Origin of the sequence: Pseudomonas serboccidentalis, assembly GCF_028830055.1 — a bacterium.
GTDB classification, from domain to species: domain Bacteria; phylum Pseudomonadota; class Gammaproteobacteria; order Pseudomonadales; family Pseudomonadaceae; genus Aquipseudomonas; species Aquipseudomonas serboccidentalis.
On the sequence record NZ_CP101655.1, the window covers coordinates 1,301,499 to 1,325,514 of the forward strand.

The window sequence follows — 24,016 nt, forward strand, 5'->3', positions numbered from 1 at the left end:
AGCCCTTTGTCACACCGTGTGTTTGGGCGCATCCGCCGCACTGCGCTACAATCCTGCGCCTTTGCTGCCAGTCGGCTTAAATTCATTGATATCGAGCCTGCGGAACATCCCTTCTGCGCCGATCTGCATTGCGAGGTCACCGCCATGGTGCACAGCATGACCGCCTTCGCCCGCGTCGAGAAAGCCGGCGTCCAGGGCACCCTGAGCTGGGAGCTGCGCTCGGTCAACAGCCGCTATCTCGAACCGCACCTGCGCCTGCCGGAGTCGTTCCGCGACCTCGAAGGCGCCGTGCGTGAAGCGCTGCGCCAGGGCCTGTCGCGGGGCAAACTGGAATGCACCCTGCGCTTTACCGAAGAAAGCACCGGCAAGCCGCTGCAAGTCGACCGCGAACGCGCTGCGCAACTGGTCGCCGCTGCCGAAACGGTTGCCGGCCTGATCAAGAACCCGGCGGCGCTGAACCCACTGGAAGTGCTGGCCTGGCCTGGCGTGCTGGTGGCCGATGCTACTGACCCGCAAGCGCTGAACGCCGAGGCACTGGCACTGTTCAATCAAGGCCTCAAGGAGCTCAAGGCCGGCCGCGAGCGCGAAGGCGCGGAGCTGGCACGCCTGATCAACGAGCGCCTGACCTCCATTGAAGAGGATGTCGTGACCCTGCGCGAACTGGTGCCGCAGATGCTCGCGACCCAACGCCAGAAAGTCCTCGACCGCTTCGCCGACATGAAGGCCGAGCTGGACCCGCAGCGCCTGGAACAGGAAATGGTCATGCTCGCGCAAAAGAGCGATGTGGCCGAAGAACTGGATCGCCTGAGCACCCACATCATCGAAGTTCGCCGGGTGCTCAAGTCCGGCGGTGCCGCCGGTCGGCGCCTGGACTTCCTGATGCAGGAACTCAACCGCGAAGCCAACACACTGGGCTCCAAGGCCTTCGACCCGCGCAGCACCCAAGCCGCCGTCAACCTCAAGGTGTTGATCGAGCAGATGCGCGAACAAGTGCAGAATATTGAGTAAGGCTACCCCGACATGACCCACAGCACTGGCACCCTGTACATCATTTCCGCCCCCTCGGGCGCAGGCAAGAGCAGCCTGGTCAAGGCGTTGACCGACACCAACCCGGAAATCCGCGTCTCGATTTCCCACACCACCCGCGCCATGCGCCCGGGCGAGGTGGACGGCGTGAACTATCACTTCGTGACGCGCGAAGAGTTCGTGAAGATGGGCGAACACGGCGACTTCCTCGAACGCGCCGAAGTCTTCGGCAACTTCTATGGCACCTCGCAAAGCCGCCTGCAGCAGACACTGGACGAAGGTCACGACCTGATTCTGGAAATCGACTGGCAAGGCGCCGAGCAAGTGCGCAAGCTGATGCCGCAGGCGCGCTCGATCTTCATCCTGCCGCCGTCGCTGCAAGCCCTGCACCAGCGCCTGACCAACCGCGGCCAGGACAGCGACGAGATCATCGATGGCCGGATGCGTGAAGCCGTCAACGAGATGAGCCATTACGTCGAGTACGACTACCTGATCATCAACGACGATTTCGCCCACGCGCTGGACGATCTGAAAGCGATTTTCCGCGCCAATCAGCTGCAACAGAAACGCCAGCAAGTGCGTTTCGGCAGATTGCTGGCCGAATTGCTCGGTTAAACAGCTCTTCCCAAAACCGCTGCAAGCGCTTTACATTGGTGCTTGCAGCGCGTTGAAGGGTCTGGTCAAAAAATCAGCGCTTCCCTAATCGCTGGTGATTTTTTAAACTGTTGAGTCCGCTCGCCCAACCGGGCAGCGCGCATATTGCATTCGCTCCGAGGAATACCATGGCCCGCGTAACCGTTGAAGACTGCCTAGAACACGTGGAAAACCGCTTTGAGCTGGTCATGCTCTCTACCAAGCGTGCCCGTCAACTGGCCACCGGCGGCAAAGAGCCACTGGTCCAGTGGGAAAACGACAAGCCTACCGTTGTCGCCCTGCGTGAAATCGCTGAAGGCCTGATGAGCTACGAGTTCATCGCCGAGCAGGAAATCGTCCAGGATGAACCGCTCTTTGCTGCTTTCGAGGACGAGTCCAACGAGGCCGTCTAAGCCTATGCCTGGTCGACGTAGCACGGCGCGGGAACACAGCCTACGGCAGGAGTCATCATGCCGAGCATAGACGCCCTCGCCGATCGCTTATCGACCTACCTCGGCAACGACCAGGTCAACCTGGTCCGCCGAGCGTATTTCTACGCCGAACAAGCCCATGACGGTCAGCGCCGTCGCAGTGGCGAGGCGTACGTCACGCATCCTCTTGCCGTGGCCAATATTCTTGCCGACATGCACATGGACCATCAGAGCCTGATGGCCGCGATGCTGCATGACGTGATCGAAGACACCGGTATCGCCAAGGAAGCGCTGCAAGCGCAGTTCGGTGAAACCGTGGCCGAACTGGTCGACGGGGTCAGCAAATTGACCCAGATGAACTTCGAGACCAAGGCCGAAGCCCAGGCTGAAAACTTCCAGAAAATGGCCATGGCCATGGCGCGCGACATTCGCGTGATCCTGGTCAAACTCGCCGACCGTCTGCACAACATGCGCACGCTGGAAGTGCTGTCCGGGGAAAAACGCCGTCGGATCGCCAAAGAAACCCTCGAGATCTATGCGCCCATCGCCAATCGCCTGGGCATGCACGCAATTCGTATCGAGTTCGAAGACCTTGGCTTCAAGGCGATGCATCCGATGCGTTCCGCGCGGATCTACCAGGCGGTCAAGCGCGCCCGGGGCAACCGCAAGGAAATCGTCAACAAGATCGAAGAATCCCTCGGCCATTGCCTCGCTATCGACGGCATTCAGGGCGAAGTCAGCGGTCGCCAGAAACACCTCTACGGCATCTACAAGAAAATGCGCGGCAAGCGTCGGGCCTTCAACGAGATCATGGACGTCTATGCGTTCCGGATCATCGTCGACAAGGTCGATACCTGCTACCGCGTGCTGGGTGCTGTACATAATTTGTACAAACCGTTGCCGGGGCGCTTCAAGGATTACATCGCGATCCCCAAGGCCAACGGCTATCAGTCGCTGCACACCACGCTGTTCGGCATGCACGGCGTACCGATCGAGATCCAGATCCGCACCCGTGAAATGGAAGAGATGGCCAACAACGGCATTGCCGCTCATTGGCTGTACAAATCCAGCGGTGACGAGCAGCCCAAAGGCACTCACGCCCGCGCCCGTCAGTGGGTCAAAGGCGTGCTGGAAATGCAGCAACGTGCCGGCAACTCGCTGGAATTCATCGAGAGCGTGAAGATCGACCTGTTCCCGGACGAGGTCTACGTGTTCACGCCCAAAGGCCGGATCATGGAGCTGCCCAAAGGCTCCACAGCGGTCGATTTTGCCTACGCGGTACACACCGACGTCGGCAACAGCTGCATCGCCTGCCGGATCAACCGCCGTCTTGCACCGCTGTCCGAACCGCTGCAAAGCGGCTCCACGGTCGAGATCGTCAGCGCGCCCGGCGCCCGACCGAACCCGGCGTGGCTCAACTTCGTGGTCACCGGCAAGGCGCGTACGCACATCCGCCATGCGCTGAAACTGCAGCGCCGCTCCGAGTCCATCAGTCTCGGCGAACGCCTGCTGAACAAGGTGCTCAACGGTTTCGACAGTTCGCTGGAGAAGATCCCGGCCGAGCGGGTCAAGGTGATGCTCAGCGAATATCGCCTGGAACTGATCGAAGACCTGCTCGAAGACATTGGCCTGGGCAACCGCATGGCCTACGTCGTGGCACGTCGCCTGCTCGGCGAAGGCGAACAATTGCCGAGCCCGGAAGGTCCACTGGCGATTCGCGGGACCGAAGGTCTGGTGCTCAGCTACGCCAAGTGCTGCACGCCGATCCCGGGCGACCCGATTGTCGGTCACCTGTCGGCGGGCAAAGGCATGGTCGTGCACCTGGACAACTGCCGCAACATCAGCGAAATCAGGCACAACCCGGAAAAATGCATCCAGCTCTCGTGGGCCAAGGATGTCACCGGCGAATTCAACGTCGAACTGCGCGTCGAGCTGGAGCACCAGCGCGGCCTGATCGCCCTGCTGGCCAGCAGCGTCAACGCAGCCGACGGCAATATCGAGAAAATCAGCATGGACGAGCGCGATGGCCGCATCAGCGTCGTCCAACTGGTGGTCAGCGTCCACGACCGTGTGCACCTGGCCCGCGTGATCAAGAAACTGCGCGCCCTGACCGGGGTCATCCGCATCACCCGCATGCGTGCATAACTCAACCATTACAAGGAGTCATACATGACCAAGACTGTTATCACCAGCGACAAGGCCCCAGCCGCCATCGGTACGTACTCCCAGGCGATCAAGGCCGGCAACACCGTCTACATGTCGGGTCAGATTCCTCTGGACCCAAAGACCATGGAACTGGTTGAAGGCTTCGAAGCCCAGACCGTCCAGGTGTTCGAGAACCTGAAAGCCGTCGCCGAAGCCGCCGGTGGTTCGTTCAAGGACATCGTCAAGCTGAACATCTTCCTCACCGACCTGAGCCACTTCGCCAAGGTCAACGAGATCATGGGCAAATACTTCGACCAGCCGTACCCGGCCCGCGCCGCCATTGGCGTTGCTGCCCTGCCGAAGGGCTCGCAAGTCGAAATGGATGCCATCCTGGTCATCGAGTAATGCACGCGGCGCAGCCTTCAACCGCTGCGCCGACTGCTCTGCGGTAAAGAAAAGGTTTTGAAAGGATTCCACCATGCGCAAAGCGCTTGCTCTCTCGCTGCTCGCCATTTTCCTCGGCGGCTGTGCCAGCGACCCCGCCGACCGTGACATCAGCGGCACCTGGATCAACCAGGTGGCGATCGATGCTGCTGCCAAGGGCGGCCCCCTGCGCGAAGCGCTTCAGGCCTATGGCCCGAACCTGGAGTGGGACGTCAACACCAAGGCCGGTCAGGCCCGCTACACCAACGGTTTCGAGAACGTCGAAGGACGGTTGCAGGGCGAACAGTCCGGCGCCTGGAAAGTCGACTTCTATGGCAGCTCCGGCAGCGAGCTGAAACGCGACGGCGGCCAGATGAAACAAGCCGCCACCGAGAACGAACCCGATCAGGTGTTCGACCGCGCACAAATCCCCGTGCCGGAAGGCGCACCGATCGGCGCCAGCTTCGAACGTGCGCTGTATTCGGCGTATCTGGGCGGCAGCTGGAAGATTGCCAGCGGCGACGGCGAAGGCAACACCGTGCAGTTCCAGGCCGATGGCCAGGTCTCCGGCCTGCCCGGCGCCGACCGCTACGCCCTGTGCCTGGCGGGCGACTGCGCCTCGATGAACAGCGACCACGACAGCATGTGGCTGCAGCTCAACGGCCAGGGCAACAACTGGATCTTTGCCCGCAAAGGCAAGGCACTGGAGATTTTCCAGGCGGTGAACAGCGCACTGGCGGATGAAATGCCGCAGTTCACCCCGGGTGAGCGCAAGTGGTTGCTGGAGAAGCAGTAAGCATCCCCCGAGAGCGACACATAACCCTGTAGGAGTGAGCCTGCTCGCGATGACGGTTTAACAGCCAACATAAGTGTTGAATGTTATGGCCGCACCGCGAGCAGGCTCACTCCTACAATTGTTTGGGGTGACCGCAAGTCAGCACTTCCCTTCCAGGATTGCCGCATAACCTTCGCGATAACTCGGATACGTCGGCGTCCAACCCAACGCTTTCGCCCGGGCATTGCTGCAGCGTTTGCTACCTGTGCGGCGCACGCTGGCGTCGTCCGCCCATTCGGTAACCCCCAGATAGTCCCGCAGCCACGCGACCACCTCGGCCAGCGGCGCCGGCGCGTCGTCCACACCGATATAGATGTCTTGTAACGGCTCGCCCCGACGATCCGCCTCCAGCAGAAACGCCATCAGCCCTGCCGCGTCATCGGCATGAATGCGATTGCCGTACAGCGGCGGCTCGACCGCCACCCGATAACCGCGACGCACCTGAGTCAACAGCCACTCACGTCCCGGACCGTAGATACCGGTCAGGCGCAGAATGCTCGCCGGGATGCCGCTTTTCAGAGCCACTTGCTCAGCCTCAAGCATCAACCGTCCGGAATATCCACTGGCGACGGTCTCTGAGTTTTCGTCGACCCACTCCCCTTCCTGCTGCCCATACACGCTGCTGCTGGAAACGAAGATCAGTCGATCAGGGGTCTGCCCGTAGTCGTCCAGCCAACTCAATACGTTCTGCAAACCCTGCACATACGCCGCGCGATAACCGGCTTCATCGTGATCGGTGGCTGCCGCGCAATACACCAGATAATCCACCGCCCCCACCGGCCAGGTCTCGGGGCAATCCTCCTTGAACAAGTCACCCGCCACGCCGATGACGCCCTCAGGCAGGCGCGAAACGTCGCGGCGCAGGCCGTGCACTTCCCATCCGCCTGCCACCAATTGCTTGGCCAGACGGCTCCCGACATCACCACAACCGGCGATCAAAACCGAAGGCGCAGACATTCAAAAACTCCCGTTACAAGGGCTTAAACCACGCTCACCGGGTGACGAGTGGCTAGCAATCATCGAAAAAAAGATACTCTATTACTTTTGTTAACAAGAATTACTTGCAATAATGCACGCCACTTTTGTTCTCGGCCTCACGAGGCCTGGAAGAGCATCACCGTTTTTCTATCTCAGGTCCGGCCAGCATGACACGTAATCTATTCCCCGCTTCGCCAACCACACGACCTCGCACCTGGAGCGCGGTAGCCGCCCTGCTGCTCAGCCTCATGCTGGCACCGGTTGCAGCCTTTGCTGACGCCACTGCCCCCGCTGCCACCCCATCGGCCGCCACCGCTCCACAGGACGTGCCGAGAAATCCTGACGGCAGCGTCGACACCTCTTCACTGCCGCCAGAAGTACAAGCATCCCTGGCCAGGTTCGGCGAACTGGCAAAGCAGATCGACCCGCAACAGCTGGAAGCCGACAACAGCCTGGGCATGGCCCACGACCTGTCGCCGTGGGGCATGTACCAGAACGCCGACATCATCGTGAAAATCGTGATGATCGGTCTGGCCATCGCCTCCATCATCACCTGGACCATCTGGATCGCCAAAGGCTTCGAGCTGATGGGCGCCAAGCGTCGTCTGCGTGGTGAAATCGCCGCCCTGAAAAAAGCCGCCACCCTCAAGGAGGCCAGCGCGACGGCCGCCAAAGAAGGCACCCTCGCCAACCTGCTGGTGCACGACGCGCTCGAAGAAATGCGCCTGTCGGTCAACAGCCGTGAGAAAGAAGGCATCAAGGAGCGTGTCAGCTTCCGCCTCGAACGTCTGGTAGCCGCCTGTGGCCGCAACATGAGCAGCGGCACCGGCGTCCTCGCCACCATCGGTTCCACCGCGCCGTTCGTCGGCTTGTTCGGTACCGTGTGGGGCATCATGAACAGCTTCATCGGCATCGCCAAGACCCAGACCACCAACCTCGCCGTCGTGGCACCGGGCATCGCCGAAGCGCTGCTGGCCACCGCACTGGGTCTGGTTGCAGCGATTCCAGCCGTTGTGATCTACAACGTGTTCGCCCGCTCCATCGCCGGTTACAAGGCGCAGGTCTCCGACGCTTCGGCGCAGGTCCTGCTGCTGGTCAGCCGCGACCTCGATCACCAGCCTGAGCGCAGCAGCTCGCAACCGCACATGGTGAAAGTGGGGTAATCGGCCATGGGCCTGCATTTGAAAGAAGGCGCAGACGACGATCTGGCCGAGAACCACGAAATCAACGTCACGCCGTTCATCGACGTGATGCTGGTCTTGCTGATCATCTTCATGGTGGCCGCACCGTTGGCCACCGTGGACATCAAAGTCGACCTGCCCGCCTCGACCGCCAAACCGGCGCCGCGGCCGGAGAAACCGGTGTTCCTCAGCGTAAAAGCCGATCAGCGCCTGTACATCGGCGACGATGAAGTCAACGCTGACACCCTCGGCGCCATGCTCGACGCCAAGACTCAAGGCAAGAAAGACACCACCATCTTCTTCCAGGCCGACAAAGGCGTGGACTACGGCGACCTGATGAGCGTGATGGATAAATTGCGCTCGGCCGGTTACCTGAAGGTCGGTCTGGTGGGCCTCGAGAGCGCAGCCAAGAAATGATCACGACGCGCCATAAGCTGACGCGTTACAGCGGTAGCCTGGCCGTGGTGCTGGGCGTTCACGCGCTGGCCATCGCGCTGGCGCTGAACTGGACCGCCCATCCGCCCATCGAATTGCCGCCTCAGGCAATGATGGTCGAGCTGGCACCGGTTCCGGCCCCGCCACCGCCTGCTCCGCCGAAAGTCGTCACACCGCCGCAGCCACCGGCTCCGGTCGAAGAGTTGCCGATTCCGAAACTGGCTGAAGCCCCCAAGGCCGAGATTGCCGTACCGAAGCCCAAACCCAAGCCAAAACCGAAACCGCAGCCGCCCAAACCGGTCGAGAAAAAACCGGAGCCTGTGAAGGAAAAACCTTCCGAGGAAAAACCGGCTGACACGCAACCGACCCAGGCACCGACGGAGAAATCCGCGCAGCCGGCACCGGGGCCGTCGCCCGCACAGTTGGCCGCCAAAGCCAGCTGGCAAGGCACCCTGCTCGCGCATTTGGCCAAGTACAAAAAGTACCCGGCCAGCGCTCAGGCACGGGGCAAGGAAGGCTTGAACCGTCTGCGCTTCGTGGTCGATGGCGAGGGCAACGTGCTGTCGTTCGAACTGGTGGGCCGTTCCGGCAACGCCGATCTGGACCGGGCCACCCTGGAAATGATCCGCCGCGCGCAGCCGCTGCCCAAGCCGCCGGCCGACATGCTGAACAACGGCTCGATCGAAATTGTTGCGCCGTTTGTGTACTCCCTCGAACGCCGCCGCTAAGTAGCAAGATCAAAAGATCGCAGCCTTCGGCAGCTCCTACAGGTATCCGCATTCCCCTGTAGGAGCTGCCGAAGGCTGCGATCTTTTGCTTTTCACCTCATCCATAAACGGCAAACTCACATTGCCCGGTGTCGCATTCCTCACTCAGTCTGATAACGTGCGTCTATCGATTGCAGCCGTTATGCTTGGCCCGCAACTTCATGGACGCTCGCTATGACTCTCACAGAATTACGCTACATCGTTACCCTCGCCCAAGAGCAGCACTTCGGCCACGCCGCCGAGCGTTGCCACGTCAGCCAGCCAACCCTCTCGGTGGGCGTGAAAAAACTTGAAGACGAACTCGGTGTGCTGATTTTCGAGCGCAGCAAAAGCGCCGTGCGCCTGACCCCGGTCGGCGAAGGCATCGTTGCGCAGGCGCAGAAGGTGCTGGAGCAAGCGCAAGGCATCCGTGAACTGGCCCAAGCCGGCAAGAACCAGCTGACCGCCCCGCTGAAAGTCGGCGCGATCTACACCGTCGGCCCGTACCTGTTCCCGCACCTGATTCCACAACTGCACCGGGTCGCCCCGCAGATGCCGTTGTACATCGAAGAAAACTTCACCCACGTGCTGCGCGACAAACTGCGCAACGGCGAGCTCGACGCGATCATCATCGCCCTGCCGTTCAACGAAGCCGACGTGCTGACCCTGCCGCTGTACGACGAGCCGTTCTACGTGCTGATGCCGGCCCAGCACCCGTGGACGCAAAAAGAATCCATCGACCCGGCCCTGCTCAACGACAAGAGCCTGCTGCTGCTCGGCGAAGGCCATTGCTTCCGCGATCAGGTGCTCGAAGCCTGCCCGACCCTGGCCAAGGGCAACGACGGCGCCAAGCACACCACGGTGGAATCCAGCTCGCTGGAAACCATCCGCCACATGGTCGCGTCCGGTCTGGGCATTTCGATCCTGCCGTTGTCGGCCGTCGACAGCCATCACTACGCCCCGGGCGTGATCGAAGTACGGCCGCTGTCGGCGCCGGTGCCGTTCCGCACCGTGGCGATTGCCTGGCGCGCCAGCTTCCCGCGGCCGAAAGCCATCGAGATCCTCGCCGACTCCGTTCGCCTGTGCTCGGTGGCCAAGCCAGCGGCGCCGGTTACGGCCGGTTAAGCGAGCGTCATGACTGAGCTGTCGCAAGTGTCGGTGACGGCACTCAAGGGTGTCGGCGAAGCCATGGCCGAGAAACTGGCCAAGGTCGGCCTGGAGAACCTCCAGGACGTGCTGTTTCACCTGCCGCTGCGTTATCAGGATCGCACCCGCGTGGTGCCGATCGGCCACTTGCGGCCGGGTCAGGACGCCGTGGTCGAAGGCACCGTCAGCGGTGCCGACGTGGTCATGGGCCGACGTCGCAGCTTGGTGGTGCGCATGCAGGACGGCACCGGTGGCCTGAGTCTGCGCTTCTACCACTTCAGCAATGCGCAGAAAGAAGGCCTCAAGCGCGGCACGCGGATTCGCTGCTACGGCGAAGTGCGGCCCGGCGCCTCGGGGCTGGAAATCTACCACCCGGAATACCGCGCCATCACCGGTGACGAACCGCCGCCGGTGGATGAAACCCTGACCCCGGTCTACCCGCTCACCGAAGGCCTGACCCAACAGCGTCTGCGTCAGCTGTGCATGCAGACCTTGACCCTGCTCAAGCCAGCCACCCTGCCCGACTGGCTGCCGACCGAACTGGCCCGCGACTACCAACTCGCGCCACTGGCCGATGCGATCCGCTACCTGCACAACCCGCCCGCTGACGCCGACGTTGATGAACTGGCCCTCGGTCATCACTGGGCCCAGCATCGTCTGGCCTTCGAGGAGCTACTGACCCATCAACTGTCGCAGCAACGCCTGCGCGAAAGCATGCGTTCGCTGCGCGCGCCGGCGATGCCAAAAGCCACGAAGCTGCCGCCGAAATACCTGGCCAACCTCGGCTTCAACCCGACCGGCGCCCAGCAACGTGTCGGCAACGAAATCGCCTACGACCTCAGCCAGCACGAACCGATGCTGCGCCTGATTCAGGGCGACGTCGGCGCCGGCAAAACTGTGGTCGCGGCCTTAGCGGCGCTGCAAGCGCTGGAAGCTGGCTACCAAGTCGCGCTGATGGCGCCGACCGAGATCCTCGCCGAGCAGCACTTCATCACCTTCAAGCGCTGGCTCGAACCGCTGGGCATTGAAGTCGCGTGGCTGGCCGGCAAGCTCAAAGGCAAAAACCGCGTCGCCGCGCTGGAGCAGATCGCCAGCGGCACGCCAATGGTGGTCGGCACCCACGCGCTGTTCCAGGACGAAGTGCAGTTCAAGAACCTCGCGCTGGTGATCATCGACGAACAACACCGCTTCGGCGTGCAGCAGCGTCTGGCGCTGCGGCAGAAAGGCGTCGGCGGGCGCATGTGCCCGCATCAATTGATCATGACCGCCACGCCGATTCCACGGACGCTGGCAATGAGCGCCTACGCCGACCTCGACACCTCGATCCTCGACGAACTGCCGCCCGGGCGCACCCCGGTCAACACCGTGCTGGTCACCGACACCCGCCGCGTCGAAGTCATTGAACGGGTACGCAGCGCTTGCGCCGAAGGGCGTCAGGCCTATTGGGTGTGCACGCTGATCGAAGAGTCGGAAGAGCTGACCTGCCAAGCTGCCGAAACCACTTTCGAAGACCTCACCGCCGCCCTCGGCGAGCTGAAAGTCGGGCTGATTCATGGGCGCATGAAGCCTGCCGAAAAAGCCGCGGTCATGGCTGAATTCAAGGCCGGCAACCTGCAACTGCTGGTCGCCACCACGGTGATCGAAGTCGGCGTCGACGTCCCCAACGCCAGCCTGATGATCATCGAAAACCCCGAGCGTCTGGGCCTCGCACAGTTGCACCAGTTGCGCGGCCGTGTCGGTCGGGGCAGCGCGGTCAGCCATTGCGTGCTGCTCTACCATCCGCCGCTGTCACAGATCGGTCGCCAGCGCCTGGGCATCATGCGCGAGACCAACGACGGTTTCGTCATCGCCGAAAAAGACCTCGAACTGCGCGGCCCCGGCGAAATGCTCGGCACGCGTCAGACCGGCCTGCTGCAATTCAAGGTCGCCGACCTGATGCGCGACGCCGATCTGCTGCCCGCCGTGCGCGATGCCGCACAAGCGCTGCTGGAGCGCTGGCCGACTCACGTCAGTCCGCTGCTCGACCGCTGGCTGCGGCATGGGCAGCAATACGGCCAAGTGTGAGCACCGTCGCAGTTTCTCAAAGCCCGTTGCGAGCAAGCTGGTTATACTCCTGCCATTGTTTCAAAAACGGATACAGACCATGACTGACGCAGCTCTCGCCCCCGAACTCCCGCACGCGCCGTCTGTAATTCGGCTGCTGCTCGGCAAGCTGGGTATCGCCTACGAAGAAGTGCTCGACCACCACGGCCTCAATGCCTCGCGCAAAGTACAAGCCGTGTTGCTGGACGACGCCGTCGGCGCGCTGATGGTGCTGTTTGCGCAGAGCCAGTTGCTGGACCTCAACCGCCTCGCCGAACTGACGGGGCGGCGCCTGACCGCCGTGTCCACCGAGCGCCTGGAAAAGATGCTCGGCAAACACAGCCTGAGCCTGTTGCCGGGCCTGCCGGCACTGACCAGCTCGCCATGCCTGTATGAAGAAAGCCTGCTGCGTGAGCCGAAGCTGCTGATCAACTCCGGTGAGCCGGGCCTGCTGCTGGAAATCACCAGCGAAGCCTTCAAGACCATGCTGACCAAGGCCAGCGCCGCCAACTTCGGCGAAGCCCTGAGCAGCATCCGCCCGAACCTCGACCGTCCGGACGATGACCGCGAGGAAATCACCCAAGCCGTGCAGGCGTTCACCGCGCGGCGCATTCAGCAGCGTCTGGAGGCGACTATCGAGATTCCGCCGCTGGCGGAAACTGCGCAAAAAATCATCAAGCTGCGTGTCGACCCCAACGCCACCATCGACGACATCACCGGCGTGGTCGAAACCGACCCGGCGCTGGCTGCGCAAGTGGTGAGTTGGGCGGCGTCGCCGTACTACGCCTCGCCGGGCAAGATCCGTTCGGTGGAAGACGCGATCGTTCGCGTGCTCGGTTTCGATCTGGTGATCAACCTCGCTCTGGGCCTGGCCCTCGGCAAGACCCTGAGCCTGCCCAAAGATCACCCGCAACACACCACGCCGTACTGGCAGCAGTCGATCTACACCGCCGCCGTCATCGAAGGCCTGACCCGCGCCATGCCACGCGCCCAGCGCCCGGAAGCCGGCCTGACGTATCTGGCCGGTCTGCTGCACAACTTCGGTTACCTGCTGCTGGCCCACGTGTTCCCGCCGCACTTCTCGCTGATCTGCCGCCACCTGGAGGTCAACCCGCACCTGTGCCACAGCTACATCGAGCAACACCTGCTCGGTATCAGCCGCGAACAGATCGGCTCGTGGCTGATGCGCTACTGGGACATGCCCGATGAACTGGCCACCGCCCTGCGCTTCCAGCACGACCCAAGCTACGACGGCGCCTACGCCGAATACCCGAACCTCGTCTGCCTGGCCGTGCGCCTGCTGCGCAGCCGCGGCATCGGCTCCGGCCCCGACGAAGACATCCCCGACGCCCTGCTCGACCGCGTCGGCCTGAGCCGCGACAAAGCCAACGACGTGGTCAGCAAAGTCCTTGAGGCTGAAGTCCTGCTGCGCGAACTGGCCTCGCAGTTCAGCCAGGCCTAAATACTTCGCGAGCAAGCTCGCTCCTACAAGGGTTAGGCAATCCCTGTAGGAGTGAGCCTGCTCGCGATGAATCCACCCCGGTCCAACTGACTCATACAAAACCCTGTGGCGAGGGAGCTTGCTCCCGCTCGACTGCGCAGCAGTCGCAAAACCAGCCGGCAGGGTGTGTCAGGCAAAACTCGGCTTTCAGGATTTGGGGCCGCTCCGCAGCCCAGCGGGAGCAAGCTCCCTCGCCACAAAAGCTCCTCTCATCAAGACTCGGCTCAAGCCTTCGGCTTGGCCTTCCTCGGCTTCAAATACTTCATCAACCCCTGAAACCACATCACCAGCGCCGGGTTGCCCTTGAGCTGAATCGACTTGTCCTGAATCCCCTGCATAAACGCCAACTGCTTGTTCTTCGCCTGCATCGTGGCAAAGCCATAACCCGCATCTTTAAACGCAATCGCAAATGCCGGCTCCGCCACCACCCCAGACTTGCTGGTGATGCGCTGATCCTTCACCACGAAATGCCGCGCCACTTTCCCGTCCAGCGTCTGCAGCTGAAACACCAGATCCTTGTCACCCAACTGCTGCTGGAACGCAGGATTTGTCCGGCTGGCCTTACCCATCAACAAACCCATCATCCACAGAAGAAAACGAAATTTCATGCGCACAGCCTCAAAAGGAAAATGAACGGCCGGGGCAGTGTAAGGGATTCGGACGATAACGCCACTATCTGCCGCTGTTGGAAGAGGATGCAGACCAATTCCCGCACGATGACCACCAAGTCACCATTCCGCAAGCAACGTCCTACACCCGCACAGATCGTTCCCTTGCTCCGCGTGGGAATGCATCCCGAGACGCTCCGCGTCTCACCATTCACCTTTCCTACACCTGTTGAAACACATCCCTGTAGGAGCTGGCGAAGCCTGCGATCTTTTGATCTTCCGGCCCGCGAATCTATGGGAAATTTCCTGCAAAGTGCGGTGCTGTCCATGAACTAGGCGAGTTGGCTGGCTATCGATAGGCTCTGTGGGTCGCCGCAAAATCGGCGATACGGACGTGCAAGTCCGCATCGGCACACTATCGGTTATAGCTATTCACCGAGCGTTTTCTTATGCTCGCAAATCGTTATGGCAGCTGTGTGTGGGAGACCTTCGGGTCTGCCGGTTTGCCGATTGCCGGTCTTGCACACCTATACACAGCTGCCACCTAATTCGAAGTGCGAGCGAAAGGGTGTTAGCTCCTTAATCGGTATATTTAAATGATCAAACCAACACCCAATCCCCCCGAAACCCCAGATATATCGCCCTACGAATCTCTCGAATCAAAGAAATTCCACGAAGCCGCCGAGCGCGCCCTCGACCACCACTTCAAACCGCCCCTCGAACCACACCCCAAACGCGAAACCGGCCTCTTCAGCCTCTCCCCCGGCACCGACGCCGAAGCCCTCATGGCCAACGCCTCCGAAGACCTCCTGTCTATCAGCGTCATCGCCTGCGACCTCGCCGACGACCTCCACGGCTCACGCCGCTCGGTGGCACTGGCCCTGAGCAGAATGGCAGACGGGGTGCGATTGATGGTGGAAGGGACGCTCGACCATATTGAAATGCGGAACGTGGTGGCCAAGCCGTAGCGAGATTTGCGGATGAAAAAAGGGGACGTTAAGTTCCCTTTCTGCAGTCGTCTTCGCTATCTAAAGTCTTCAGCGCTTTTAGGCAGTGCCTCTATGCCCTGACGGGCAACCCGACTAACAAATGAATAACCACCCGCGCTGCAAGACTGCCGGAACACCACCTTGTCATCCTTGAGCACCGTCAGAAAACTCACAAACGCCTGATTAACGAGGTAGGTATACGGGCCCTTTTTGAATTTGATGTTGTTCAGGTTAACGCTGCCTTCCGACGCATCCACTACGAAGAACTTGCCCTTGGGAGGCACGCTCTTCTGCGGATAGAGCATTTCTATCTTTCCCGGAACACCGTAACGGTATTGAACATATCCGGCAGTGGGCTTGTTGTTCCCTTGCGCGCAAACAGAAACCGTTTTCCCCCCCGTCAAAGGACAGCTGAAGTAGATGTCCTCTTCGGCGGAGCACAACGTTCCATCCTGCCCGCTTTGCAATGACGCTGTTTCTTGCGAGACGCGTTCTGGTGTTTGACTGACATCGGCGCAATTGGACAAACACACCAGCTTCGAAAGCTCCGGAACATCACTTTCAGTAAACAGGTACGTCGCTGAACCGTCACGGTTGCGGGCGTGATAAACGGGAACACTGACGGCCAGCCCTTTGGCTGATACGGGCATTGCCTTGTTTTTTCCTGAGACCACCCTGCCTTCAGCACCACCGCACAACGCCTCCAAGGCAACATCACTGAAGGGTTCTTTCGTTGGCACTGCAAACGGCTGGGCATCACCTCGGCAGTCGTAGCCGTGCCAGTAGGGCCCGGTGTTCGGATTAATGTCTATCGAGAAAATATACGCGCCGTCGAGTACTACTCTTCCGTTGTCGTAGGTAAAAACCAGCCAACGACGCGACTTGGCCTGGGAGTAATTTTCGTTCTCCAGGATGTAACGCTCGCCATCTCGATACAGCCAGAAACTACTCATTGCCCCGGCCGACTCCGCCTCCTCGGAGAGACTTCGCCCGGATTTTGCGTCCACCAGAAAGTTGCCTTTCAGCTCCAACGAGCAGCCGCTGTCAGCGTCCATGCAGGACTTGAGTGACGGGAACACCGGCGCCGCTGCCACAGAGAAAGAACACAGCAATAACGCGATCAAGCATAATTTTTTCAACTTGCTTCCCTGCTCATGATTTACGGGTCTGATTGAACAGACTTCTTTCTTCAGCCAGTTCTCTGCGTTTTAAAGCGAGTAATCCATCACTTCTTCCAACTGCCAGCATTGCCCACGGACAAACCGATACTCGAAGACGTAGTCGGTATCTGGCTTCTGCAGGATCGCAGTCGCCTTGTCGCCCCGCTCTTCCTTGACGGTCAACGTCAGGCCCTGAATATCTCGCGTCACTTGATCCGGGAAGATTGGAAACTTGAGCTGATCGCCGCTGAGGCTGCGCTTTTCCATCTCGGGTTCGGGATCGCCGGCCACAGTTGTAACCATTTTCAGTGGCTGCTGGACGAAGGATTTCTGCACATCGGCGCGCTCGGAGAAGGCTGTGAGAAATGCTGCAAAGTTGCTCGAAGGGCAAGCGGTGTCGGCCGAGTCGCCATTGGTTTTGATTGGTTTCTGACGGTTGTCCTGATCCAGCTTTGAATCAGCAATCATCTTCGCATCCTGAATGGCCAAAAACTTCTTAATACTTGCCGCGTCTTTGTATGCGCACTCCACGTCTACCCCTTTATCCAAGTCGCGACCTTCATAACAGTTCTGCAATTCAGGGGGATAGGCATTGCCGCGAAAAAATTCCAAAGACAGCCGACCTCCACTCTCGACGAGGTGCAACTCTTGGGTTGAATAGGAAACGCCCCGAAATCCGCTGTTCGACTCACGTGACTCCGTCAGAACAAACATGGACTTCCCCGCCCGTTCAGGGAATTTGCGCTCAAAAAAGAACACCGAGGCGATCTGCTCGCCTTCGACCTTCCACACATAATTCAACGAAGGCGTCACCGCACTTATGGGTGCATAGAAAATTTCGGCATCAGGCACGTGAATCACCCTCTCCAGATCTTTAAGGTTGTTCTTCAAAAAGAACACCGTGATCTTTTGATCGCCTACGGAAGCAACTACTGGTGGATGCAACTCACCAATGGTTTGTGGATCCTCCGCCAATGACGGCTGAGCCGACAGGCCAACCATGAGCCCAAACGCACCCATACAACCTAAGAGCTTGGCCAATTCCACTCACTTCCCTGTTGATCAATCTTCAAATGATTACGCTGATGGTTTCACGATGATTCAGGCGCGCCGCACTTCAGCTCTTTGATTTGTTCATTCCGAATCGGTATCACACAAGCGAGGCGCTTCTCTCCTTCCCCACGAAGCTCGAACAAGCTGAGCGTCAGGTGTAAACCATCAGTAGCGAACGCATGATCCTCAAACACCGCACTGGCATAGCCATCCCAAAACGACTTGCCCTCGAAACTGCAGAACCGCTTGGACGCCAGCACTCGCCAATTGCCATCGGGCGCGAGAATCTGGACATTGAGGCAAGGGTTGCCAAACGTAGTGACGTAGCGAGCTACCACATCACCGAAACGTTGCGAGGCCGATGCAGAAACCTTGGCCACATCGACCACTTCACTCGGGCCGTCAGGCGCAATCGCATCCAGGTAGGCGGCACGCTCCAGACTCATTCTGGTGACGCACTTATTGAGTACTTGGGAATAAGCCTGCGAACCGGGTGCGACAGCCGTGGTTTCGAGGGGGCAGGTGGTGTCACGCAATTTGATCCAGGCACGCTGCGACTCTTTGGCAGTGGCCATATTTGTCTTGGTCAGTTCCGGTTCGGGGCTGGACTCAAACCGCGACATCAGTTTTTTGTAGCTGGCATTGAGTTGTGCGTCGGCATTCTTACGGTCGGCCTCCACGCACTCATCGTATTGCCAACTCACGGTAATGACTTTACAGGCGTCCTCGCCGTGCGCGAATGACGCGCACAGCATCCCAAGAGGCAACGCGATAAAACGGACAATCCTGTTCAATTTTTCATTCCCTGATGTGCAGTTCGCTCAATCACTCTTTGCGGAATTTTCTGCGCCTTGCCATCGGCGCTCATCGCGTCGCGGTACTGGTTGTAATAGCGCTGCGCTTCGTCTTTGCGATCGAGGCCCCAGAGCGAGTCGGCGATGTTCAACATCAGTACCGTGCGTTTACCAACGGCCTCAACGCCGCGATAAAACTTCAGCGCCAGTTCATCTCTACCGTCCTCGGCCAAGTAGAAACCGAGGTCGTTGTAAGCCTGAACATTTTGCGCAGGGGGATGACACGCCATGTAGGATTCGGGGCTTAAAAAGCTCAGGCTCCATTCGAGGGACTCTGCTCGGGACTGCGCCGGCTCGATGCTCGAAGCATTTTTCAGCAGGTCCTTGGGTGACTCAGTCTCCAAGACAGGATTGAGCACCCCGCCCTCTTCGGAAACCCATTGGTTGCCCACCCATTTCCCCTCACAAAACCGTTCGTAACTTTCAGCCAGCACGCAACCGGTTTCCATCGAGATCACATCGCAATGCCCTTGTGATGTCGCTATTTCCTCACCGTTCTCACCTATGACTACGCCGTACTCCACCGCAGTCGCCAGTAGAAATTTTTTGTTAGGGCTGAGCCATTCAGGAGAAGCCTGGGCACCAATGCCGGCATGGAACAACGGGAACGTTTTTCCATTCGCGGTGAACCAGGCAGTGGTAGATTCCACGACGGGTGAAGTCCATTTTTTTGCCTGGAACGTCACTGTGTTTCCGGCGGCTCCCACTATTGGCGGGTCAACGGCAAAGACATTGGTAGCGCTGAACAAACTGCAGATCATCAACATCCACTTAAAGCTGGTCATAGCAATTTCCTTCGCTGGCAGTCGCGGGCAGTGAATGAGATAAAAGCGAAAGCGCAATCAGCACCGACCGATTGAAAAACCGGTTCATCCAATCACTCCTCATCCATCGGCGACGATTCCACGTCGGTCATGCTCAGCAGCCGAAACTCATTGTTCACAAACTCGTAGTAACGATCCCGGTTACCGCTTTCCAACGCGTTCCCCTGCGCATCTTCTTCGCCGTCGAGCGTGATGCCGGACACGATGATCAAGCGGCTCTCGGGTTGGTAAACCATGCCGAACGTGCTGCCGTCGTAAGCATTCGGCAGACCGCCAACCACTTCACCGGTCTGGGCGTCCAGCACTTCGCCGCAAATGGCGCTACCGCCACAGCCGAGCCTGTGCAGGATGTAGTGGCCGGCGAAGTTGACCTTGCCTTTCAGGGCTTGCACCCGTGCCTGATCCATCATTGGGCTGCTGTTTTCTTGCGGCACCAGTTTATGGTTGGGGCCGGTGAAAACAGGTGTGACGGTGTAATCCTTAAAGGTTGGTTCGACAGCGAATGCCATGGACGCGGCAGCCAATATCAAGCTGCCGAGAACAATCGAAAATCCTTTCACGTAGTAACTCCGTAAATGCAGTGGGGACCGTCGACTTACTCAGCCAGCCCTTCATAACGCTGTGTCTGCGGGTCGAATTGCCACAGATGTGGCCGGGTCATGGCCTTTTCACCCTTGTAGCGAATCCGCCCGCGCCTGTCCCTGATGTAGGAGTAGATCTCGATGTCCTTGAACTCACCTCCCCCCTTGGGTGGGCCGTCCAGAACTTTGACCCCGGCGAAATAATCGCCGCCCGAATACCTCAAATAACCACGGCACTGGATCAGGAAGGCGAATGTGCTATCCATTGATGAGCCAATGCCGACGCGGGAATTGAAGATGAAGTCTTCGACTCCATCTCCATTTAGATCGCCGCGAAAGATTACGTGGCCCGGCTCGATAGAAAACTCTTTTCCATCGAGACTGGAAAGTATGTCTTCCGGATGTTCACTTCTCTCCGACCATTGCGATAAGAAATATTTTGAGTCAACTTCCTGATTGCAAACACTTGCCGCCATAACCGCTATCGGCAACCAGCTCACACATAACACCAGCAATCGTTTCACTTCATATCCTTCGAATTGATCAATTCCAACTCCCCATCCCGATACACCACCTCACACCCCACCCACGCCAGATCCACCTGCGGTATCACTGCCGACGGCTTGCGCAATTCGCGCAACAACGTCGAGCCATGCGACAAGCGCCCGCCCATCCGCGCAATCACCGCCCGCGCCGTTTGATAGTGCGCATGTCGCCCCGGATCGAGAGTGTCTTCCAGCAAGATGTCCTCGCCGAGGATGCCTTGCACCTGCCCCGGATAAATCATGAACCCGGCGGCCTGCTCCGCACCTTCGCGACCGTCCTGCCAGAAGCTGCCATCGCGGGTGCGCACGTCGGGATGCGGCGCAAACCAGTGTTCGCGATCCGCCAGCGGCATGGCGTGGTGCAGACGAAAGAAGATGCGCATCAGGTTGTCGCGGTACCACTCGCGCACTTGCAGGCAGTAGCCGCGCAGGCCCGGCAGGCCGGTCGAATGCGCGAGTCGGATCAGACCTGGCCATTGCGGGAATGGCTGTAGCGGCAGATCGCTCGACGCGGGCCGAGGCGTAGCGGGATCGGTTTCCCACGGCAATCGATGCGGACTGTTTTCAAGGTTGTCGTAAGCGGTCGGCGGGCGGCCCAGCCAGTCGGCTCCGCTGCTGGCAAGCGCCGTGGCGATGCACAGATTGCCTTGCACCACGAACACGTAAAACCGGGTGAACCAGTCCGCGAGTTGCTGGCCATCGGCACCTCGGGCGACGAGTTCGGCCAGTTCCCGATCGAAGCGCTGCAAGCCGTTTTCAAGGTTCAGCAAATGGCTGCGAGCGCTGCGCTGCATGCGCAAAAACAGCGGCAGCGAACGCAGCATCTTCAGTGGTTGCCACGGCAGATGCGGAGTCGCCCCGCCAACTTCACCAGCGTAGTTACTGGCGCTGATGCCCCAGTCGGCCAGCCTTGCGAGGAACAGATCATTGTTGATGTAGGACGCGCCGCCGAACACCGCGGTGAACGGCTCGTTGTCCTGCAGCACCCGCGCATCCCAACGCGCCATGATCGCCGGAATACTCGCGGCGGCTCGGCGTTGGGCGTATTCCACCAACACGCTCGGTTGCGGCGGCAGGATCTCGGCGATATTGGCGGCGGTCAGGTGGCGGCGCCAGCCGTAATCGCTGATCGGCCGGTATTGCAGCAGCCACAGTTGTGAGCCGTCCCACGCCCATTCGACGTCGCCGGGCACGTAGTGGAACACGCGCAACACGTCCTGCAGAAAGCGCCACAGCAGGTCTTCGGTCAAGCCGTGGGCCGGTGTGAACGTGCCGCTGCGCCACGCATCGCCGAGCCGCGAAAGTGTTGCCCGTGAGGGGCTGATGTGACCGTCGGCGAGCGATTCGAGATGGCCTTCAACCCATTCCAGTTCTACCGACAAATGCCGCACAAATGCGATGCCGGAAACGACCGGGGTGATGAAGCGCTGCACCACCACTTCCTCGACACCTTCGGCCGTCAGTTCGGCAATGCGTTTCGGCACGTTGGCGGTCGGTTCGCGCAGATAGGTGGTGCTCAAACCGGCATTCGCCGAATCGGCCTGATCCTCGCCATAACTGGAGGAGCGCACCGCCCAGGTCACATCAGGTTGGGCGGCGAGAAATGCCGGCAGACGCGGATCGTCGCAATCGTTCAGCGTTAGCGCCGTCGGCACCGGTTGCCGCGCCAGTTCAGCCAGGCGCAAACGCCCGCCCTTGGTGTGCGCGACAAACCCGCGCTCGCCCGACTCCAGCCATTGCGCGAACTGCGCGGGCGCGTCGATCCACGGGAAATGACCCCAGCCGGGTTTGAGACTGATGGTCAGATCAGCGCGAGCCAGAATCGCCGACCACGCCGCCGCTTGCTCGATGCCGAGAACCGCGTCTTGATCGCCCCAGACCAGCTCGACCGGATCGGTGATCCACTCCAGCAGTGGCAGCGCGGTATCGGCGCGAATCAGATCCCAGTGCGGCACAAACGCACGGCAGCGCGCATAGCCGGCGCCCATGCGCTGGTACTGCGCGGGCGTCCAGGTCTGGTTGGAGAACTTGCGCGCGAACAGCGTGGGTTTGTTCGACAGCAGCCAGTGGATGGTCTTGCGGATCGGCAGCGGCGACATCAGTGCCGGCAAGCGACGCTGCCACAGAAACGCACCGACCGGCGCCAGCAAAACGCTGCGCGAAAAGTGCCCGGGCCGACGTTGCAACGCATGCAGCACCAGCAACGCATTGACCCCGACCGCCATGATCGCGCTGCCCTGCTGCGTCATCGCCAGCAAAGTCTGCGCGTAGTCCGCCAGATCCTCGCAAGGTGGCTGCGGGTTGGCGCCAAAGCCCGGCAACTCCAGCGGCACCACGTCGTAGCGCTGAAAGTGCGGCAACGCATCGTCCCACCAATCGGCGGCGCTGCCGTTGCCGGCCAGCAGGTACATCAAGGGCTTGCTCATGAGCGGCACTCAGGTCAGATCGCGCAGAGCGGCGTCGAGGGTTGGATAGCGGAATGTGTAGCCGGCCTCGGTCAAACGCTGCGGCACCACGCGCTGACCATCGAAAAACAGCTGCGCCATCTCCCCCGCCATTGCACGCACTGGCGCGGCGGGAATGTGCAACCACACCGGGCGCTTGAGGACCTTGCCGGCCTGCTCGGCGAACGCTGCCTGACTGACCGTTTCGGGCGCCACCATGTTGTAGGTGCCACGCAGAGTGTCGTCGTTGAAAGCCCGCGCGATCACCTGAAGCAGATCGTCGCGATGCACCCAGCTCATGATCTGCCGACCATCGCCCATGCGCCCGCCGAAGCCCAGGCGGAACGGCATTAGCAACGGCGTCAATGCACCACCCAGGCCGAACACCACGCCGAGGCGTAACACCACCTGACGCACGCCAAACTCAGTGGCCGGTTGCGCGGCAGCTTCCCAACGCGCACAGAGTTCAGCCATGAATCCGTCGCCCTTGCTGGCGTGTTCGTCGAGGCTTTCGCTGGCATCGCGCACGCCGTAGAAACCGATGGCCGAGGCTTGAATCCACAGCGCTGGTTTGTGCTTGGTGTTTTTCAGCCAGGTCATCAGCGCATCGGTGGTGCCGACTCGGCTGGCGAGCAGTTGCGCCTGACGCTTTGGACTCCAGCGCGGCCCGGCGACGGGTGCGCCGGCGAGATTGATCACTACGTCGAAGGTGTCGTCGTGGCTGAGTTCGCTGAGCGAATGCACACAGCGGGCGCGGCCGTTGAACAGGTTGGCCGCTTTCAACGGATCGCGCGTTAGAACGCTGACCGAATGGCCGGCGTCGAGTAATCGATTGACCAAGGCTTCACCGATGAACCCGGTGCCGCCGGTGATCAGCACGCGCCTGAAAGCGCTCACGGCAAACGGATTGGATTGGCTCGGCATCTTTTCTGGTGGGGATTTTCGGCGGTCATGGCGATACAACCAAACCATCGGCGGCAATAGCAACAGCAACGCAAAACCGTCGAGCCAAAGGTGCGACCAAACCTGTTGTTGCGCCGAGAGCCACATGTCCTGCGGCGCCCATAGCAAGATGCCGGCGATCAACCACCCCCACACTGCCGGGGCTTTCAAGCGATTGCCCAAGTGCACCAGCGCGAGCATGTACAACGAATAACTTTGCAGCGTCGCGCCGAACAGTGCGAGCCACCAGACCTGTTGCTCGTGGCCGGCCGCAGGTACCGCATCGGCGCCCCAGAATGCGAGTTCGAGGGTGTGCAGATAGCCGTCGAGTAATCCGGAATGCCCGGCCCAGGTCAGGGTGAGACCGGCGAGAATGTGCACGATTGCGGCGGCGTACAGCCAGAGCACTAACGCTGGGCGAAGCGAGGTCGAGGGGGCTGGCATTCCGTGTCCT

The 24,016-nt window shown here is 60.3% G+C and carries 23 protein-coding genes; 13 read left to right on the forward strand and 10 right to left on the reverse strand.

All coding sequences use genetic code 11. From position 1 onward, the window contains the following. Nucleotides 1-144: 144 nt before the first annotated feature. The 6 genes from NN484_RS06015 to NN484_RS06040 all read left to right on the forward strand — a co-directional run bounded on the left by NN484_RS06015 (nt 145) and on the right by NN484_RS06040 (nt 5,454). Entirely contained in the window at nt 145-1,008 is an 864-nt protein-coding gene (locus NN484_RS06015) for a YicC/YloC family endoribonuclease (protein WP_115986348.1), read from the forward strand. Between the two features lie 12 nt (nt 1,009-1,020). Further along, on the forward strand, nt 1,021-1,641 hold the full coding sequence (gene gmk / locus NN484_RS06020; RefSeq protein WP_127648088.1) for a guanylate kinase: 621 nt from the start codon (nt 1,021-1,023) through the stop codon (nt 1,639-1,641). Nucleotides 1,642-1,808: 167 nt separating this feature from the next. Then, a complete protein-coding gene (gene rpoZ, locus NN484_RS06025) occupies nt 1,809-2,072 on the forward strand; it encodes a DNA-directed RNA polymerase subunit omega (RefSeq protein WP_008030604.1) in 264 nt (87 codons plus the stop codon). Nucleotides 2,073-2,129: 57 nt separating this feature from the next. Beyond that, nucleotides 2,130-4,235 (forward strand): bifunctional GTP diphosphokinase/guanosine-3',5'-bis pyrophosphate 3'-pyrophosphohydrolase, encoded by a 2,106-nt coding sequence (spoT, locus tag NN484_RS06030; RefSeq protein ID WP_274658725.1) that lies wholly within the window; start codon nt 2,130-2,132, stop codon nt 4,233-4,235. Nucleotides 4,236-4,259: 24 nt separating this feature from the next. Next, nucleotides 4,260-4,640, forward strand: coding sequence for a RidA family protein (locus tag NN484_RS06035; protein WP_003229509.1), 381 nt, complete (start codon nt 4,260-4,262; stop codon nt 4,638-4,640). Between the two features lie 73 nt (nt 4,641-4,713). Then, on the forward strand, nt 4,714-5,454 hold the full coding sequence (locus tag NN484_RS06040; protein WP_215500545.1) for a putative periplasmic lipoprotein: 741 nt from the start codon (nt 4,714-4,716) through the stop codon (nt 5,452-5,454). A gap of 138 nt (nt 5,455-5,592) precedes the next feature. Here NN484_RS06040 and NN484_RS06045 read toward each other — a convergent pair whose 3' ends face one another. After that, complete coding sequence (locus NN484_RS06045; protein WP_215500544.1) at nt 5,593-6,450, reverse strand: SDR family oxidoreductase; 858 nt, start codon at nt 6,448-6,450, stop codon at nt 5,593-5,595. 188 nt (nt 6,451-6,638) lie between these two features. Here NN484_RS06045 and exbB point away from each other — a divergent pair, with 188 nt between their 5' ends. The 6 genes from exbB (at nt 6,639) to NN484_RS06075 (ending at nt 13,523) form a co-directional block, all read left to right on the forward strand. Further along, nucleotides 6,639-7,634: a tonB-system energizer ExbB gene (gene exbB, locus NN484_RS06050; protein WP_127648091.1), complete on the forward strand. Its 996-nt coding sequence runs from the start codon at nt 6,639-6,641 to the stop codon at nt 7,632-7,634. A gap of 6 nt (nt 7,635-7,640) precedes the next feature. Beyond that, on the forward strand, nt 7,641-8,069 hold the full coding sequence (exbD, locus tag NN484_RS06055; protein ID WP_102356286.1) for a TonB system transport protein ExbD: 429 nt from the start codon (nt 7,641-7,643) through the stop codon (nt 8,067-8,069). Next, nucleotides 8,066-8,815 (forward strand): TonB family protein, encoded by a 750-nt coding sequence (locus NN484_RS06060; RefSeq protein WP_274658726.1) that lies wholly within the window; start codon nt 8,066-8,068, stop codon nt 8,813-8,815. The genes exbD and NN484_RS06060 overlap by 4 nt, the downstream gene beginning before the upstream one ends. Before the next feature lie 213 nt (nt 8,816-9,028). Then, nucleotides 9,029-9,958 carry a hydrogen peroxide-inducible genes activator gene (locus tag NN484_RS06065; protein ID WP_127648093.1) on the forward strand — a complete coding sequence of 310 codons (930 nt, stop codon included), beginning with the start codon at nt 9,029-9,031 and terminating at the stop codon, nt 9,956-9,958. A gap of 9 nt (nt 9,959-9,967) precedes the next feature. Next, nucleotides 9,968-12,043, forward strand: a complete 2,076-nt coding sequence (recG, locus tag NN484_RS06070; protein ID WP_274658728.1) for an ATP-dependent DNA helicase RecG — start codon at nt 9,968-9,970, stop codon at nt 12,041-12,043. Nucleotides 12,044-12,122: 79 nt separating this feature from the next. Further along, complete coding sequence (locus NN484_RS06075; protein ID WP_127648095.1) at nt 12,123-13,523, forward strand: aminoacyl-tRNA deacylase and HDOD domain-containing protein; 1,401 nt, start codon at nt 12,123-12,125, stop codon at nt 13,521-13,523. Between the two features lie 263 nt (nt 13,524-13,786). On the opposite strand, the gene NN484_RS06080 is transcribed toward NN484_RS06075, so the two are convergent. Next, on the reverse strand, nt 13,787-14,170 hold the full coding sequence (locus NN484_RS06080; RefSeq protein ID WP_039757355.1) for a helicase: 384 nt from the start codon (nt 14,168-14,170) through the stop codon (nt 13,787-13,789). A 596-nt stretch (nt 14,171-14,766) separates the two neighbouring features. Here NN484_RS06080 and NN484_RS06085 point away from each other — a divergent pair. Continuing rightward, complete coding sequence (locus tag NN484_RS06085) at nt 14,767-15,138, forward strand: DUF6124 family protein (RefSeq protein WP_274658729.1); 372 nt, start codon at nt 14,767-14,769, stop codon at nt 15,136-15,138. Nucleotides 15,139-15,194: 56 nt separating this feature from the next. Here the strand turns inward: NN484_RS06085 and NN484_RS06090 are convergent, their stop codons facing one another. The 8 genes from NN484_RS06090 to NN484_RS06125 all read right to left on the reverse strand — a co-directional run bounded on the left by NN484_RS06090 (nt 15,195) and on the right by NN484_RS06125 (nt 24,006). Continuing rightward, entirely contained in the window at nt 15,195-16,283 is a 1,089-nt protein-coding gene (locus tag NN484_RS06090) for a hypothetical protein (protein ID WP_274658730.1), read from the reverse strand. Between the two features lie 84 nt (nt 16,284-16,367). After that, nucleotides 16,368-17,366: a hypothetical protein gene (locus NN484_RS06095; protein ID WP_274658731.1), complete on the reverse strand. Its 999-nt coding sequence runs from the start codon at nt 17,364-17,366 to the stop codon at nt 16,368-16,370. A gap of 44 nt (nt 17,367-17,410) precedes the next feature. Then, nucleotides 17,411-18,127: a lysozyme inhibitor LprI family protein gene (locus NN484_RS06100; protein WP_215500765.1), complete on the reverse strand. Its 717-nt coding sequence runs from the start codon at nt 18,125-18,127 to the stop codon at nt 17,411-17,413. Nucleotides 18,128-18,162: 35 nt separating this feature from the next. Beyond that, the gene (locus NN484_RS06105) at nt 18,163-19,011 is read right to left on the reverse strand and encodes a tetratricopeptide repeat protein (protein WP_215500538.1); all 849 of its coding nucleotides are present in this window, start codon (nt 19,009-19,011) and stop codon (nt 18,163-18,165) included. Between the two features lie 92 nt (nt 19,012-19,103). Continuing rightward, complete coding sequence (locus NN484_RS06110; protein WP_215500764.1) at nt 19,104-19,559, reverse strand: hypothetical protein; 456 nt, start codon at nt 19,557-19,559, stop codon at nt 19,104-19,106. A gap of 86 nt (nt 19,560-19,645) precedes the next feature. Next, entirely contained in the window at nt 19,646-20,155 is a 510-nt protein-coding gene (locus tag NN484_RS06115) for a hypothetical protein (RefSeq protein ID WP_274658732.1), read from the reverse strand. Further along, nucleotides 20,152-22,602, reverse strand: a complete 2,451-nt coding sequence (locus NN484_RS06120) for an alpha/beta fold hydrolase (protein ID WP_274658733.1) — start codon at nt 22,600-22,602, stop codon at nt 20,152-20,154. Before NN484_RS06120 ends, NN484_RS06115 begins: the two co-directional genes overlap by 4 nt. A 9-nt stretch (nt 22,603-22,611) precedes the next feature. Further along, nucleotides 22,612-24,006 (reverse strand): TIGR01777 family oxidoreductase, encoded by a 1,395-nt coding sequence (locus tag NN484_RS06125; protein ID WP_274658734.1) that lies wholly within the window; start codon nt 24,004-24,006, stop codon nt 22,612-22,614. Between the last annotated feature and the right edge of the window lie 10 nt (nt 24,007-24,016).

What these genes read in the sequence shown, in the direction of transcription:
- gmk (WP_127648088.1), top strand. Translation starts at nt 1,021, where the DNA reads ATGACCCACAGCACTGGCACCCTGTACATCATTTCCGCCCCCTCGGGC.
- NN484_RS06080 (WP_039757355.1), bottom strand. Translation starts at nt 14,170, where the DNA reads ATGAAATTTCGTTTTCTTCTGTGGATGATGGGTTTGTTGATGGGTAAG.
- NN484_RS06060 (WP_274658726.1), top strand. Translation starts at nt 8,066, where the DNA reads ATGATCACGACGCGCCATAAGCTGACGCGTTACAGCGGTAGCCTGGCC.
- NN484_RS06075 (WP_127648095.1), top strand. Translation starts at nt 12,123, where the DNA reads ATGACTGACGCAGCTCTCGCCCCCGAACTCCCGCACGCGCCGTCTGTA.
- NN484_RS06085 (WP_274658729.1), top strand. Translation starts at nt 14,767, where the DNA reads ATGATCAAACCAACACCCAATCCCCCCGAAACCCCAGATATATCGCCC.
- spoT (WP_274658725.1), top strand. Translation starts at nt 2,130, where the DNA reads ATGCCGAGCATAGACGCCCTCGCCGATCGCTTATCGACCTACCTCGGC.
- NN484_RS06035 (WP_003229509.1), top strand. Translation starts at nt 4,260, where the DNA reads ATGACCAAGACTGTTATCACCAGCGACAAGGCCCCAGCCGCCATCGGT.
- exbD (WP_102356286.1), top strand. Translation starts at nt 7,641, where the DNA reads ATGGGCCTGCATTTGAAAGAAGGCGCAGACGACGATCTGGCCGAGAAC.
- NN484_RS06125 (WP_274658734.1), bottom strand. Translation starts at nt 24,006, where the DNA reads ATGCCAGCCCCCTCGACCTCGCTTCGCCCAGCGTTAGTGCTCTGGCTG.
- NN484_RS06040 (WP_215500545.1), top strand. Translation starts at nt 4,714, where the DNA reads ATGCGCAAAGCGCTTGCTCTCTCGCTGCTCGCCATTTTCCTCGGCGGC.
- NN484_RS06065 (WP_127648093.1), top strand. Translation starts at nt 9,029, where the DNA reads ATGACTCTCACAGAATTACGCTACATCGTTACCCTCGCCCAAGAGCAG.
- NN484_RS06100 (WP_215500765.1), bottom strand. Translation starts at nt 18,127, where the DNA reads ATGCTGTGCGCGTCATTCGCGCACGGCGAGGACGCCTGTAAAGTCATT.
- rpoZ (WP_008030604.1), top strand. Translation starts at nt 1,809, where the DNA reads ATGGCCCGCGTAACCGTTGAAGACTGCCTAGAACACGTGGAAAACCGC.
- recG (WP_274658728.1), top strand. Translation starts at nt 9,968, where the DNA reads ATGACTGAGCTGTCGCAAGTGTCGGTGACGGCACTCAAGGGTGTCGGC.
- NN484_RS06045 (WP_215500544.1), bottom strand. Translation starts at nt 6,450, where the DNA reads ATGTCTGCGCCTTCGGTTTTGATCGCCGGTTGTGGTGATGTCGGGAGC.
- NN484_RS06105 (WP_215500538.1), bottom strand. Translation starts at nt 19,011, where the DNA reads ATGACCAGCTTTAAGTGGATGTTGATGATCTGCAGTTTGTTCAGCGCT.
- exbB (WP_127648091.1), top strand. Translation starts at nt 6,639, where the DNA reads ATGACACGTAATCTATTCCCCGCTTCGCCAACCACACGACCTCGCACC.
- NN484_RS06120 (WP_274658733.1), bottom strand. Translation starts at nt 22,602, where the DNA reads ATGAGCAAGCCCTTGATGTACCTGCTGGCCGGCAACGGCAGCGCCGCC.
- NN484_RS06110 (WP_215500764.1), bottom strand. Translation starts at nt 19,559, where the DNA reads ATGGCATTCGCTGTCGAACCAACCTTTAAGGATTACACCGTCACACCT.
- NN484_RS06015 (WP_115986348.1), top strand. Translation starts at nt 145, where the DNA reads ATGGTGCACAGCATGACCGCCTTCGCCCGCGTCGAGAAAGCCGGCGTC.